The organism is Flavobacterium pedocola (assembly GCF_053764385.1).
On record NZ_JBSNCR010000003.1, the window covers coordinates 562,893 to 578,151 of the forward strand.

Consider the following 15,259-nt stretch of genomic DNA (forward strand, 5'->3'; position numbering starts at 1 on the left):
CAAATGTATTAGTAGCGATCTGAAAAGGTGTTTTCCAAAAATCAAGATTCGGTTAACATTCCCTATAAAAACGGTGTGATTTTAAGGCGTTTTACCTGCAGATAGGTTTTTCTTTAAGTTTTGATAATAACAGAAAGTGTCATAGATAATAAACAAAAAAACCTCCAAGTTTCCTTGAAGGTTTTCTGAGGCATCGCCCGGATTCGAACCGGGGTAGACGGTTTTGCAGACCGCTTCCTAGCCACTCGGACACGATGCCGTTGTTATGGATGGCAAATATAGAATATTTTTTTATAGTTGCAAAGCCGCAAAGTCACAGAGTTGCAAAGTTTTTAAAGAAATTTAGTTCTTTAGCTTCGGTATTCCTCCATTTGAATGGTAACTGCTTCAACATCACCACCAATTGGTGGATTGATTTTGGAAACACTTACGATAATTCTGGACACGGCCGGGATTTCTTTAAAGATGCGGGCAATGATGCGTTGTGCCACATGTTCCAGTAATTTCGAACGGATGGCCATTTCTTCCACCACAATTTTGTTCAGATGGACATAATCCACTGTGTCGGCCAATTCATCGGAAAAAGAAGATTTTCTCAGATCCGTTTTAATTTCAAGATCGACGGTATAGTCGGAACCTATTTTACTTTCTTCCACCAAACATCCGTGAAACGAAAAAGTCCGGATGTTTTTTAATTTTATAATCCCCATAATGCTTTTTAGCGGTCATTTTCAAATCTTCTGATTTACAAATTGACGAATTAAACTTATCTTTGCTAAAATTACATAAAATCTATGTCTACGAAAGAAAAATCATTGAATTTTATAGAGCAGATCATTGAAGAGGATTTAAAAAATGGTCTGTCCAACGATAAATTGCGTTTTCGTTTTCCGCCGGAACCTAACGGCTACCTGCACGTGGGACATGCCAGTGCGATCTGTCTTAACTTCGGTTTGGGAATCGATTACAAAGCCCCGGTAAACCTGCGTTTTGACGATACCAATCCCGCTAAGGAAGAACAGGAATATGTAGACGCCATCAAACGCGATGTGGAATGGTTGGGTTTTAAATGGGCAGAAGAATGTTATGCTTCGGATTATTTCCAACAACTATACGATTGGGCCGTTGTCCTGATCAAAAAAGGGAAAGCCTATGTGGACAGCCAGTCTTCGGAAGAAATGGCCAAACAAAAAGGAACGCCTACGCAAGCCGGAACCGACAGTCCGTTCCGTAACCGTTCCGTAGAGGAAAACCTGGATTTGTTCGAAAGAATGAAAAACGGCGAATTCGAAGACGGTACTTATATTTTAAGGGCTAAAATCGATATGGCCTCCCCTAACATGCTAATGCGTGATCCGATCATGTACCGTATTATGCACAAACACCACCACAGAACCGGTGACAATTGGTGCATCTACCCGATGTACGACTGGGCACACGGGGAAAGCGATTATCTGGAGCAAATCTCCCACTCGTTCTGTACGCTGGAGTTTTTACCGCACCGTGAATTGTACGACTGGTTTTTGGACAATATTTACGATACTGACCGAGTACGTCCTAAACAGCGTGAGTTTGCCAGAAGAAATTTATCGCATACGGTGGTTTCCAAACGTAAATTGCTGCAATTGGTTCAGGAAGGCCATGTAAACGGCTGGGACGATCCGCGCATGAGTACGATTTCCGGGATGCGCCGTCGTGGGTATACGCCTGCTTCTATCCGAAATTTTGCAGATACTATCGGGATTGCCAAAAGGGATAATTTAATCGATGTTTCGTTACTGGAATTCTGCGTCCGTGAAGATTTAAATAAAATCACGCCTCGTGTCATGGCGGTAGTCGATCCGGTAAAACTGGTGATTACCAATTATCCGGAAGGCAAAACCGAGTGGCTTGAAGCGGAAAACAATCCGGAAGAAGAAGTGATGACCTACAGACAGGTGCCTTTTTCCAAGGAATTGTACATTGAAAGAGAAGACTTTATGGAAGAGGCAACGGGCAAGTTTTTCCGTTTGACCTTAGGGAAAGAAGTACGTCTGAAAAATGCCTACATCATTAAAGGGGAAAGCGTTATCAAAGATGCCAACGGAACCATCACCGAGATTCATGCCACCTACGATGACAACAGCCGAAGCGGAAGCGGAAGCGAAGCCAGTAACCGAAAAGTATCCGGAACCATTCACTGGGTATCGGTAGCCCATGCGGTGAAGGCGGAAATCCGTTTGTATGATCGTTTGTTTACCGACGAGTCTCCGGACACTCATAAGGATAAAAACTTCCTTGATTTCGTAAACCCGAATTCTTTGAAAACCGTTACCGGATTTGTGGAGCCTAGTTTACAAACCGCTCAGGAAGGCGACAGTTTCCAGTTTCAGCGTGTGGGGTATTTCTGTGTAGACCGTGACAGTACCCCGGAAAACCTGGTGTTCAACAAAACTGTGGATTTAAAGGATTCCTGGGAAGAAAAAGGCAAAAAAGAAGAGAATACCATCAACAATTCGTTGAAGGAAATCAACCGATATTTCAAGGCAACTGCTGATGAAGAACGAAATGCCATCGAAAAAATCATTGGGGAAAACATCAAAACCATTTCCAATTACAGCTTGTTGCAGAATTCGTTGAAAAAGAACATCAACAATAATAAGGCTTCCCTATTGTTTTCGAACTGGATTTTAAAATATTCGGATGCTATCAAAGCTTCGGATGTGGATACGGAACTGTTGCACAAATTGTACTCAATGTCCTTAAAAAGTGAATCCGCTTTTGTTCGCTATGAAGTGCTTCAGCTATTACAAAAGGATAATGCTAATCTCGACAGTTTCAAAACACAGCTTTCGGAAATGAAAACAACCGAAAAAAATGAAGCGGTTCTGGAATTGCTTTCCAACGTATTATAAAACAAAAAGCCCGTTCCATAGCGGGCTTTTCTAATTCTTTTGATTTAACAATCACAGCCTTATGCTTAGAAAACTTCCTCTCGGTTTCGTTTTACTTTTTGTTTTTTCTACCGTAACCGCTCAGGAAAACAGTTTAAAAAAAGCCGTTGATAAAGCCAAAACACAAAAAAATACTGCAGAAAGCGTTTTAGAAATCGAAGCTTTGGTTGCCCATTCCAAAGATGAAAAAACAAATATCGATGCCTATACTGTTTTGGGAGACACTTACAAGCAGCTCGAAGTGTATGACAAGGCCTATCAATTTTATCAGAAAGCCTTACAATTAGCCGAAAAGAATAAGCTTACCAAAAGAATAGGTTTGTTTAAAGAAGATTTAGGGAACATTCAATTCGACCTTGGTAATTACACTAAGAGCCTTCAATTGCATACCGAATCCAAGCAATGCTTTGAAAAAATCAACGATTTGGATGGGGTAATACGATCTAAAGGCAATATCGCCCTTGCTCATTTTAAAAATGGCCATATAGATGAAGCTATTGCTTCCTTTAACTCTATTTTAAATGAAAAACCATTAGATCCGAAAACAAAAGCCACAGCACTTTTAAATTTAGGGAGTATTTATCTGGAATCCCGTAAAATTACAACCGCCATAAAGTATTATCTGGAAACGCTCTCCCTGATTGAACCCACAAACGAGGACGATTTTAAAATTCAGGTGTATCTGAATTTAGCGGAAAGCTATATTATCCTGAAACAATATGATAACGCTTTTTTATATACCAAGAAAAGCGAAAAGCTCTTGCAAAATGTAAACAGTAATGAATCAAAATCCAATTTATACCTGTTTTATGCTCAAATATATAATGGAAAATCTGAATTTAAGGAAGCTTATAAAAACCTCCAGCTGCATCAGAAATTTAAGGAATTATCCATAAAATCAGAAGAGACCTTACTGGTTGAAAACATTGAAGCCATTAATAAATTAGAAAACCAAAAGCTTGATTTACAGATTAAAGAGCAAAAAATTAAATTACTTCAGAACGAAAAATTTGCTAATCGGGTTAAAATAGCCTTCCTGATTTTACTTCTAATCGGTATTTTATTCCTGTTGTTTTACCTGATAAAAAGACAAAGAAAAAAAGTGGAATCCCTGAGTCATGTCATTCATCAGACCGAAGATAAACTGGAGTTCAGCCAAACCAAAACCGATAAAATGGTGTTGAACATTGTTAAAAACAACGACTTCATCGAACGGTTTAAAGAAAACCTAAAACAGGTACAAATCACAACCAAGGACACCGAAAGCAAAAGTGAATTGGGTAAACTCCTTTTTGAACTGCAGAATTTTAAACTGATAAATGACAATAAGGAAGATTTGTTCAATCAGGTAGATGCGGAATTTCAGTATAAGCTGAATAAAAAACACCCTTCCTTGACCGAAGAGGAACAAAAAATATGTGTCTTGATTTACCTGAATCTGAAGAACAAAGACATGGCGGTTATCCTTAATTTATCCATCCGAAGTGTTGAAAATTGCCGTTACCGCATCCGGAAAAAAATGGATTTAGACTCCAATGACAACCTTTTAACTGTTTTACACGATTTGTAAACTATTGATTTTCAATATATGAGTAGTTTTTGAGTAGCGTTTTATTTGTGTTTTGTGTTGAGTTGGCAATACTTTTGGCCCAGAAATCACAAAACAGTTAAACGAATGAAAAATAAAATTACTTTACTTTTATTACTTATCACATTTCAAATAAATGCCCAATGTTGGAAAGCTATTGCTGCTGGAACTACGCATACTATTGGAATTAAAATGGATGGGACACTTTGGGCTTGGGGATATAATAATTCTGGTCAATTAGGGTTAGGGAATACCACCAACAAAACTACTCCAACTCAGGTAGGAACTGCAACAGATTGGGTTACTGTTGGTGCAGGTTACAGTTCCTCTTTTGCTATCAAAAATGATGGAACATTATGGGCATGGGGAAATAATACTTATGGTCGTCTTGGAGATGGAACTACAGTTAATAAACTTTCACCTGTTCAAATAGGTACCACAACAAATTGGGTATCGGTTGATACTAAAAATCATACACTAGCAACAAAATCAGACGGTACATTATGGTCTTGGGGCTATAATACTGCTGGAGAATTAGGAGACGGAACACAATCCAATACTGTTTTTAGATTAGTGCCTGGTCAGGTTGGTACGGCTACAAATTGGCAAGCTGCTTCTGTGGGTTCGAGTTTATCAGTTGCTTTAAAAACCGATGGAACTGTATGGGCATGGGGTACTGGTAGTCGAGGAGAAATTGGTAATGGGGCTTATAATACTCAACTTTTACCTGTTCAAGTTGGTACCGCTACAGATTGGCAAAAAATTTCAGCAGGAAATGCACATGTTGTTGCTATAAAAACGAATGGAACTTTATGGGCTTGGGGAGAAAATAGTGATTACCAATTAGGATTAGGTGATGGATCTCCTGTAGTTAAAAATGTTCCCACACAAATTGGATCGGATGCAGATTGGCAATCAATTGCAGCTGGTGGCGCTAATAATACTGCTCTTAAAACTGACGGAACATTATGGGCTTGGGGTTATAATAATAATAGTCAAATTGGTGATGGAACCACAGTTACGAGAAATGTTCCAACACAAATTGGTACAGCTACAGATTGGTTAAAACCTCTTTCAAAAGGATACCGTTCTGGTGCTTTAAAAGCAGATTTGTCACTATATAGTTGGGGTCGTAATGCTGAAGGACAATTAGGAGATGGTACAACAACAACCCGAAACACGCCTACAGGAATAACGTGTCCAACAACACTTGCTACTGAGACTTTTACTGCTGCTGCTTTTTCTGTATATCCTAATCCGACAAGCGAATTTCTTACTATAAAGAATGACCTGGATTTACCAATTGATACAATTACAATTTTTGATTTATCCGGGAAAAAAGTTTTCGAACAAAAAAGCTACAATGCCCCTATCAATGTACAACCCTTAGAAACGGGTATTTACATGGTACAGATTATTTCGGAAGGAAATATCTATCAGCAGAAATTGATCAAAAAATAAATAAGTCAGTTAGACGGGAAATTATGATACTATATCCAATGCGCAATAGTTGTTATTCTGGTTGATGTGGCAATTGCATTGGATATACATATTTCCCAATCCTATATAAAACTAAAATCTACCTAACCAACCTACTTCTAAAACGAAAACCAAAAAATAAAATTAGCAGAGTAATAATCCTCATATGTTATTATTCTCATTTTAAAAATTGGTTTTTAAGCCCGTCATAAGATGGGCTTTTTAGTTTATAAGATTAATTTATTCTTTTTTATAAAAACATAATTAATTTCTATTGAAATTGAATTTCATAAATGCGTTTAAAGACATTTATATTTTAAGGAAATGTAAATGTTTGCCAAATATTAAATTAGTGCCGCAAAAGGCTTTATTTTAAATTTTTAATATTTTTACCTAAATTATTAACTACTGCTTAACAGCAAATTCCTTTTTGAATTCGTAAGTTTATGATTCAAGTTTTTTATTAATTCAAAATTAGAAATTATGTCAAGCAACACAGAAAACATTTTGTTGGCACTTTTAACAGGTGCGGCAGTAGGAGCAGGTTTAGGGATTTTGTTTGCCCCGGATAAAGGTTCTAATACCCGTAAAAAAATAAGAGACAGTTTTGATGATGTTTCGGAAAATCTAAAAAACAGGTTCTCAAGAGGTAAAATCGATTTAGAGTCTAAATTCGATTATTTCTTATCGCATACCGATTCTAAACGAGAAGAACTAATTGACGCTTTGGAAAAAAAACTGGTTGAGTTGAAAAAACAAGCTGCAACTGTTAAAAACTAATTATGCCATTTGAAAATCTAAAAGAAAACGCCGAAGAAATTCAGGAAAAATTAAAAGATGTGGTTGACAGCAATGTTGCCTATTACAAACTATGGCTGTTTAAAATAACCGCTAAGTCATCTATTGCTCTCTTTAAAATTGTCTTGATGGCGGTCTTCTTTTTGATGGGTTTGTTGTTCACTTCCATTGCATTGGCTTTGTTTTTAGGGCAACAATGGGAAAGTTATCCCTTAGGCTTACTGGCCGTCGGGGGAATTTATCTTGTTTTAATACTGGTGGTTTATCTCGTAAAAGACAAGATTGTAGAACGTACGATTCTTAAAAAATTATCAAATATCTTTTTTAACGATTAATACCGGCTTATGGAAACAATAATGTATTCTTCCTTCGAAGAGATAGACCGAGATCTGGAAATCCTAAAGCTCCAAAAAGAAATCGATTATAGAAAACTATCGCTAAGCATTGAACGGACTGTCGATGGTTTTACGCCGAGCAACATCGTAATGCGCTTTTTAGGAAACCTGGGAATGATAGCGAACAAATACGACTTACTCCAAAAAATAGTATTGCCATACTTACTCGCTAAATTGGCAAGAAAATAAAAAAGAGGTCTTTCGACCTCTTTTTTATTTTTATTACGATTTTTTAAGCTGGATCTGATGGATTATAATCCAATGAAGTATGGTCGTCTTTTTTCTTTATGCGCTTCGGCTGGTTTTTCATGGTTTCTCCAATCTGGTTGCTTGCCGTGAAAGAAGCCACCATATTGTTCAACATATCACTTCCTGCTTGCGGAGAATTTGGCAACAAAATTAAATTCGAATTCGTATCCGCACCAATCGCCTGTAAGGTATCATAGTGTTGCGTTACCACTATTAAAGCTGAAGCCTCCTGGGAATTGATGCCTACATTGTTCAAAACTTCCACACTTTCCACCAATCCTCTCGCAATTTCCCTACGCTGATCGGCGATACCCTGACCTTGTAAACGCTTGCTTTCCGCTTCTGCTTTAGCTTTGGCCACAATACGGATACGTTGTGCTTCCGCCTCATACTCCGCTGCTGTTTTTTCACGGTCGGCGGCGTTGATACGGTTCATCGCGTGTTTCACCTGTGTATCAGGATCAATATCCGTCACTAACGTATTGATGATGTCATAACCATAGGTCATCATCGCCTCGTTCAATTCCCGTTTTACCGCGATTGCAATATCGTCTTTACGAACGAAAACATCATCAAGAATCAACTTTGGTACTTCGGCACGTACCACGTCGAATACATACGAAGTAATCTGATCGTGAGGAAATTCCAGTTTGTAAAAGGCATCGTATACTTTTTCCTGAATCACTTTGAACTGTACGGATACTTTCATTTTTACGAATACATTGTCCTTGGTTTTGGTCTCAATCACCACATCTAACTGCTGAATACGTAAATTCACACGTCCGGCAATTCGGTCAAACACGGGAATTTTGATCTGTAAACCCGATTGACGAATGCTGTTGAATTTTCCAAATCGCTCCACCACGACTGCTGTTTGCTGCTTTACGGTAAAAAAAGCGGCAAAAAAAATGAAAATCCCAAGAACTCCTAAAATTGGTAATGTTATCATAGTAAATAGTTTATTGTTTTTATAAGATTATACGTATGCCCGGAATAAATGTTACATAAATCTCAAAAATAAGTTTACATTTGCCAAAATTTTTAAAGTTTTTATGAAAAAAATAGCCCTTTTTTTCTTCCTGTTTCAAACCGTTTTTGCCTTGGCACAACATGGTTATCGTGACGGAAACCGTATTGGGATTTACGGAGGAGTTACCCATGCCTCATTGTTTACCTCCGATTTTGACACAAAACCGGAATTAGGATGGGCAGCCGGAATGCAGGTGCGCGGAAATTACTATAATGATTTCAGTATGATCTTCGGGATGCAGTTTTCTGAAAACAATATATCCGTAGCCACCACTTCTCTACTACAGAATCAAGACGTGCAATATAAAATTATGGGCGCACAAATTCGTTTACTTTTAAGTTATAATCTGGTTAAAGATCATGTCTCTTTAGATTTCGGGCCGGTACTTCAGGTGAATGATAAGATGAAATTCGATAAAAAATTTGAAAGTAATATTGTGAACGGAACCGCACTTACAGCAAAAGATATTACCGACATCAATAAAATCAACGGAAATATCTATGTAGGGGTAAGCGCCGGAAACAGAAGGGTAAGGGCAGTTGTGAATTACCAATACGGTGTCAACAATATTTTAAACAACCTTAACAAAAAGGAGGAAGTAAAAGTACTCAACAACAACCATAGTTTTAGCGGTCATCTTGGCATTTTGAGCGGCCAGGTACTCTTCAATTTATAATAAAAAAGCCCCGAATATTTCGGGGCTTTTCTTTTATAACGTGCTTATCGCTTGTTGTAAACGTTTAATCGTTTCCTCTTTTCCAATCATCTCTACGATATCGAACAGGTGAGGGCCTTTTAATTCTCCCACGAGGCTCAAACGGAACGGCTGCATTACTTTCCCCATCCCGATTTCGTTTTTGGTCATCCAGTCTTTTACGATAGTTTCAATATTTACCGAGGTAAAATCCCCAATGTTTTCGACTACTGAAATCAATTGCTGCATTAGCCCCGGTGTTTCCTCTTTCCAGTTTTTAGCCGCTTTTTCATCATACGAAACAGGGGCTACAAAGAAGAAATCGGATAACTCATATAAATCCGTTACAAATGTGGCACCTTTTTTAACTGAAGCTACCACTTTAGTCACATAATCTTTATCGGCCGTAATGCCTTTTTCCGCTAACATCGGAAGGAATTTTTCTGCCAGCGATGCATCCGATTGTAATTTCAGATATTGTTGGTTGAACCATTTGTTTTTATCCGGATCGAATTTAGCTCCTGCTTTGTGCACACGGTTCAGGTCAAATTTATGTACCAGTTCTTCCAGCGAAAACAATTCCTGATCGGTACCGTCGTTCCAACCCAATAAGGCTAAAAAGTTCACCACGGCTTCCGGGAAAAATCCTTTTTCTCGGTATCCCGACGAAGTTTCTCCAGATGTTGGGTCTGTCCAATCTAACGGAAATACAGGGAATCCTAATTTATCACCGTCTCTTTTGGATAATTTTCCGTTTCCTACAGGTTTTAAAATCAATGGTAAATGGGCAAATTCCGGTGCTTCCCAACCGAACGCTCTGTACAACAATTCGTGTAGTGGGAGCGAAGGCAACCATTCTTCTCCACGGATCACATGGGAAGTTTCCATTAAATGGTCGTCTACGATATTGGCCAGGTGATAAGTCGGCATCCCGTCACTTTTGAACAATACTTTATCGTCTAATAAATTAGTATCGAATTTTATATCCCCGCGGATGATGTCTTTCAGTTGTAAGGTTTCGTTCACTGGTGTTTTGAATCGGATCACGTATTCTTCACCGTTGGCAATTCGCTCCGCTACTTTCTCGGCAGCATTGGTTAAGGAATTGTCCAGATGTTCACGAACGGTATGGTTGTAAATAAATGTTTTGCCTTCTTCTTCAGCATTTTTACGCAACTGATCCAAATCATTAGCCGAATCAAACGCATAATACGCCCAACCACTGGCAATCAATTGATCCGCATATTGTTTGTATAACGCTTTACGCTCACTTTGTCGGTACGGCCCGAATTTTTCGTTTTTACCAACGGTTTCGTCAGGAGCAATTCCAAGCCATTCCAAAGCTTCCATAATATAGGCTTCAGCGCCCGGCACAAAACGGTTTTGGTCGGTATCTTCCACACGCAGGTAAAAAACACCGCCATGTTGTTTGGCAAACAAATAATTGAATAAGGCAGTACGCACACCACCAATATGTAAAGGCCCTGTAGGACTCGGTGCAAAACGCACCCTAACCGGTTTTGACATTTTTTACTGAATTTTGTGCAAAGATACTTTTAAGTTTAGAGTTTTACGGATTTCCTATTGCAGTTTTTTTAAAAGACTTTCCGTTATCAACAATTGTTAATTTCTGTAAGGTTTCAGTAACTCCTTTGTTTTAAACAATATGCTCATACAGTAGCTAAAAAAGTTGCTGCAAAAAACAAACTAATTAACAATCAAAAATCAGAATATAGTAAGAATTTAACACCAAATTTTAAAGGTGTTAATGAAATTACAAGAATCGTTGAATAACAAGCTTTTACCGATTAACAACTTCTGTTGATAACTTTGAATAGAATCTGACAACTGTTTTTTGGTGGATTACTTTTTTTTTCTAATCCAAAACCGGAATGACATATACAAGCGAAGTTTTTAGTTTTTCTTGAAAATTTATCAAAAGGTAAACAACAGTTATCAACACAAACTAAAAAGGTAAATTATTAAGATCATCGTTTAATTTTTACATTTCAACGATTGTTGATAACCAAAAACTAAACTTTGATTTACAATAAATTAACATAAAAACTTACTGTTGATAACTCGGTATAAAAAGAAATAAGTAGAATTCCTACCCTTATTTGTAAAAGTTATTTCCACTATTAACATACTATAATAACCATCAAAAAATTTAAATTTTAAAAAAGATTTTTTTTATTTATTTAATGAATGTTGAAAACCTTTGATTGATAATCGAAAAAATGAAATGTAAGATTTGATATTCAATTTCGTTTTTAACGTATTTTAAAGTTTTGGTTTTGTTTAAAATTGTAATTTTATCGGTTATAAGATAAATAGCAGATTTTGGAAACCAAAAATGTCATCTTTCAGAAGCTCGAAGCCTTCATTAAAAAGTATTACACCAATGAATTACTCAAAGGAACGATTCTTTTTATTGGGTTAGGGTTACTGTATTTTATTTTCACGTTACTCGTGGAACATTTTCTTTGGCTGCAACCTAAAGGAAGAACCTTGCTTTTTTGGTTGTTTGTCGGGGTAGAGGTTTTTCTGCTGTTGCGTTTTATAGTATTTCCTGTTTTCAAATTGTTCAAATTACAAAAAGGAATTGATTATACAGAAGCGTCACAAATTATCGGTAGTCATTTTTCGGAAGTAAGTGACAAGCTGATAAATTTCTTACAGCTTAACAACCAATCGAATGCTTCTGAATTGTTGTTGGCTTCCATCGAACAGAAAGCCAAAAATTTGCAACCGATTCCGTTCAGCAATGCGATCAATTTTAAAAAGAATATAAAATACCTGCCGTATGCTGCCGTGCCTTTGTTGTTGCTTTTGGTTTTTATGATCAGTGGTAATTCCGGAATTATCACCCAAAGTTTCAGTAGGGTAGTACATTACCAAACGCGTTACACACCTCCGGCCCCTTTTTCGTTTCAGGTCGTTAATCCGAATTTAACCTCTGAACAGGGAAAAGATTTTTTGTTGCAGGTAAAAACCACTGGTAAAGTCATACCCGAAAATGCCATGATCAAAATCGAGGACGAAAGTTATTTTATGGAAAGCAGTAAACCGGGTGAATTCCAATACCGTTTTGAAAAACCTGTTAAGAATATTGCTTTTCACTTAGAAGCCAACGAAATCACTTCAAAGGACTTTGAATTGCAAGTAGTGGCCGTACCAACGATTGCCAATTTTGAAATGCAGTTACAATTTCCTTCGTATTTAGGAAAAAAATCCGAAACGATCCAAGGGACCGGAAATGCAGTGGTACCGGAAGGAACCAAAGTGGTCTGGAAAGTAAATGCTTTGGCCACAAATTCCGTACGATTTGTAGCTGAGGCTAAACAAACCGATTTTCAACGCAGAGAGAACAGCTTTGTATTAGGAAAGACTATTTTACAAAATACTGATTATCAGATTATTACTTCCAATACTAAAGTAAAAAATTACGAAAAACTCAATTATCAGTTGTCCACCGTAAAAGACCATTATCCTACGATTTCCGTACAAGCGGCTCCTGATTCTTTAAAGTTAAAGAAACACGTCATGCTAGGGCAGGTATCGGATGATTATGGTTTGACTAAATTACAGGTGGTTTTTTATCCGAAAGACAAACCGAATGAAATCCGTCGTGGTTCGATTGCAGTCAAAAATGCTGCTTTTGATCAGTTTGTTTATTCGTTTCCGGATGGTTTATCAATTCCAGCCGGAGTCGATTATGATTACTATTTTGAAGTTTTTGATAACGATGCCATCCACCATTACAAAAGCACGAAATCTTCTGTGTTCTCACATCGTGAAATGACAGAGGAAGAACAGGTCGAACAGAACCTACAAGAACAGAATTCCAATATTAACAGTTTAGAGAAGTCAATTAAAAATCAGGACAAGCAACTTTCCGAACTCGATAAATTACAGAAATTAGGTAAAGAAAAAACGAATCTTGATTTTAAAGATCAGAAAAAAGTGCAGGATTTTATCAACCGTCAGAAGCAACAGGATGAGATGATGAAAGAATTTTCTAAAAAATTAGAAGAAAACCTTGAACAATTCAATCCGGAAAAGAAAGATGAATTCAAAGACGAACTTCTAAAACGTTTGGATAAGAACGAAAAGGAAATCGAAAAAAATGAAAAACTTCTGAAAGAACTTGAAGAACTTACTAAAAAACTTAAGGAAGAAGAACTATTCGATAAAGTCGATAAACTAAAACAAAATACTAAAGACCAAACCAAAAGTCTTGAGCAATTGGTGGAGTTGACCAAACGTTTTTACGTAGAAAAAAAAGCAGAACAAATTGCCTCTAAATTAGACCAGCTTTCTAAAAAAGAAGATAAATTATCCGACAGTAAAGATAACAATGCCAAAGAGCAGAACGAAATCAATAAGGAATTCGAGAAGCTCCAGGAAGAAATAAAGGAGTTGGAAAAGCAAAACGAAGAGTTAAAAACGCCAATGGACATTCCTACGGAGAAGCAGGAACAAGAAAATATTAAAGAGGATTTACAGAAAGCTTCGGAGGAATTGCAGAAACAGAACCAACAAAAAGCTAAGCCTAAGCAAAAGTCAGCGGCTCAGAAGATGCAACAGATGAGCCAGAAAATGAAGCAATCCATGCAGATGGATGGCATGGAACAGATGGATGAAGATGTCAAAATGCTTCGTCAGATCCTTGATAATTTGTTAGCGTTTTCCTTTTCGCAGGAAGATTTGATGAAGAATTTCAAATCGCAATCCAGTCGAACAATTGCGTTTAATAAATTATTAAAAAAGCAACAGGATTTAAAAAACCAGTTTAAACATGTAGATGATAGCCTTTTTGCTTTATCACTTCGCAACCCGAAAATATCGGAAATGATTACTAAAGAAGTAGGGAACGTGGAATATAATATTGAAAAATCAATCGATAATCTTGCGGAAAACAATATTTCCAAAGGCGTTTCCCATCAGCAATACACCGTAACTTCGGCTAATAAACTTGCTGATTTTTTAAGTGATGCCATGAATCAGATGCAAATGGAAATGATGATGCCAATGGACGGGCAAGGAATGGGGAAAGGAAAACCTAAACCAGGACAGGGGCAAGGGATGCAGTTACCGGATATTATCAAAAAGCAGGAAGGTTTAGCGCAGAAAATGAAAGAAGGTATGAAGCCTGGTGAAAAGCCAGGAGAGAAAGCTGGTGAAAAGCCTGGACAAAAAGGTAGTAAAGAAGGCGAGAATGGTGAAGATGGGGAAGGAGATGCCGGTCGTTTACTAGAAGTTTTAAAAGAACAGCAACAGTTGCGGGATGCCCTTCAGAAAGCTTTGGAAAAACAAGGTATGGGAGGTAACGGTCAAAACGCGATGCAACAAATGAAAGATATCGAAAAGCAATTGCTGAACAAAGGCTTCAAAAACGAAACCCTGCAAAAGATGCTTAATATTAAACACGAATTACTGAAACTTGAAAAAGCCATTCAGCAGCAAGGGGAAGAAAATAAGCGTCAGTCGCAAACCAATAAAAAGGAGTATCAAGGACAAGGCAATGCTATAACACCGGCTTTGAAAGAATATTTGAACAGTGTTGAAATATTAAACCGACAAAGCTTACCTTTGCGCCCAAATTTTAATCAAAAGGTGCAAACCTATTTTAAATCAAATGATTAGTTTTAATTACGAAACCGACTTTACCTTAGAGGATGAACAAGCGTTCGAAAATTGGATTTCACGCGTAATTGCTTCTGAGAGTAAAGAATTAGGAGAGATAAGTTATATCTTTTGTGACGACGAATACCTGCACAAAATCAATGTAGAGTACCTTAATCACGACGATTTAACCGACATCATCAGTTTTGATTATTCTGAGGGAAAAGTATTACAAGGTGATATTTTCATTTCTATTGAAAGGGTGAAGGATAACGCAAGTGATTTCAACGTTTCCTTTGAGGAAGAACTAAAACGTGTGATGATTCATGGCGTATTGCATTACTGTGGGTATAAAGATAAATCCGAAACAGATGAAGAACTGATGCGCACCAAAGAAGATGAAAAAGTTTTAATGTTCCACGTGGAACATTAATTTATAAAACTATAAAAATTGAAACGGTAAAA

General features: G+C 37.3%; 12 protein-coding genes and 1 tRNA gene. 9 read left to right on the top strand and 4 right to left on the bottom strand.

What is annotated here, in order from left to right:
* Positions 1 to 188: 188 nt before the first annotated feature.
* Both ACWPKD_RS09590 and folB read right to left on the bottom strand, forming a co-directional pair.
* Positions 189 to 259, bottom strand: a tRNA-Cys gene (locus ACWPKD_RS09590).
* A 91-nt stretch (positions 260 to 350) separates the two neighbouring features.
* Positions 351 to 710, bottom strand: a complete 360-nt coding sequence (gene folB, locus ACWPKD_RS09595) for a dihydroneopterin aldolase (protein ID WP_455412463.1) — start codon at positions 708 to 710, stop codon at positions 351 to 353.
* Between the two features lie 84 nt (positions 711 to 794).
* On the opposite strand from folB, the gene ACWPKD_RS09600 reads away from it, so the two are divergent.
* From ACWPKD_RS09600 to ACWPKD_RS09625, 6 genes are all read left to right on the top strand, one after another.
* The gene (locus tag ACWPKD_RS09600) at positions 795 to 2,894 is read left to right on the top strand and encodes a glutamine--tRNA ligase/YqeY domain fusion protein (RefSeq protein ID WP_455412464.1); all 2,100 of its coding nucleotides are present in this window, start codon (positions 795 to 797) and stop codon (positions 2,892 to 2,894) included.
* 61 nt (positions 2,895 to 2,955) lie between these two features.
* Positions 2,956 to 4,503: a tetratricopeptide repeat protein gene (locus ACWPKD_RS09605; protein ID WP_455412465.1), complete on the top strand. Its 1,548-nt coding sequence runs from the start codon at positions 2,956 to 2,958 to the stop codon at positions 4,501 to 4,503.
* Positions 4,504 to 4,608: 105 nt separating this feature from the next.
* On the top strand, positions 4,609 to 5,982 hold the full coding sequence (locus ACWPKD_RS09610) for an RCC1 domain-containing protein (protein WP_455412466.1): 1,374 nt from the start codon (positions 4,609 to 4,611) through the stop codon (positions 5,980 to 5,982).
* Between the two features lie 501 nt (positions 5,983 to 6,483).
* Complete coding sequence (locus tag ACWPKD_RS09615; protein ID WP_455412467.1) at positions 6,484 to 6,780, top strand: YtxH domain-containing protein; 297 nt, start codon at positions 6,484 to 6,486, stop codon at positions 6,778 to 6,780.
* Between the two features lie 2 nt (positions 6,781 to 6,782).
* Positions 6,783 to 7,133 (top strand): phage holin family protein, encoded by a 351-nt coding sequence (locus ACWPKD_RS09620; RefSeq protein WP_455412468.1) that lies wholly within the window; start codon positions 6,783 to 6,785, stop codon positions 7,131 to 7,133.
* Between the two features lie 9 nt (positions 7,134 to 7,142).
* On the top strand, positions 7,143 to 7,382 hold the full coding sequence (locus ACWPKD_RS09625) for a DUF6327 family protein (RefSeq protein WP_455412469.1): 240 nt from the start codon (positions 7,143 to 7,145) through the stop codon (positions 7,380 to 7,382).
* 43 nt (positions 7,383 to 7,425) lie between these two features.
* Here ACWPKD_RS09625 and ACWPKD_RS09630 read toward each other — a convergent pair whose 3' ends face one another.
* Positions 7,426 to 8,391, bottom strand: a complete 966-nt coding sequence (locus tag ACWPKD_RS09630) for an SPFH domain-containing protein (RefSeq protein ID WP_455412470.1) — start codon at positions 8,389 to 8,391, stop codon at positions 7,426 to 7,428.
* Positions 8,392 to 8,494: 103 nt separating this feature from the next.
* Here ACWPKD_RS09630 and ACWPKD_RS09635 point away from each other — a divergent pair, with 103 nt between their 5' ends.
* Complete coding sequence (locus ACWPKD_RS09635; RefSeq protein WP_455412471.1) at positions 8,495 to 9,148, top strand: outer membrane beta-barrel protein; 654 nt, start codon at positions 8,495 to 8,497, stop codon at positions 9,146 to 9,148.
* A 33-nt stretch (positions 9,149 to 9,181) separates the two neighbouring features.
* On the opposite strand, the gene gltX is transcribed toward ACWPKD_RS09635, so the two are convergent.
* Positions 9,182 to 10,693, bottom strand: coding sequence for a glutamate--tRNA ligase (gltX, locus tag ACWPKD_RS09640; RefSeq protein ID WP_455412472.1), 1,512 nt, complete (start codon positions 10,691 to 10,693; stop codon positions 9,182 to 9,184).
* Between the two features lie 816 nt (positions 10,694 to 11,509).
* Between gltX and ACWPKD_RS09645 the strand changes: the two genes are divergently transcribed.
* Both ACWPKD_RS09645 and ybeY read left to right on the top strand, forming a co-directional pair.
* Positions 11,510 to 14,815, top strand: a complete 3,306-nt coding sequence (locus tag ACWPKD_RS09645) for a DUF4175 family protein (protein WP_455412473.1) — start codon at positions 11,510 to 11,512, stop codon at positions 14,813 to 14,815.
* On the top strand, positions 14,808 to 15,227 hold the full coding sequence (gene ybeY, locus ACWPKD_RS09650) for an rRNA maturation RNase YbeY (RefSeq protein ID WP_455412474.1): 420 nt from the start codon (positions 14,808 to 14,810) through the stop codon (positions 15,225 to 15,227). The genes ACWPKD_RS09645 and ybeY overlap by 8 nt, the downstream gene beginning before the upstream one ends.
* Positions 15,228 to 15,259: the final 32 nt, after the last annotated feature.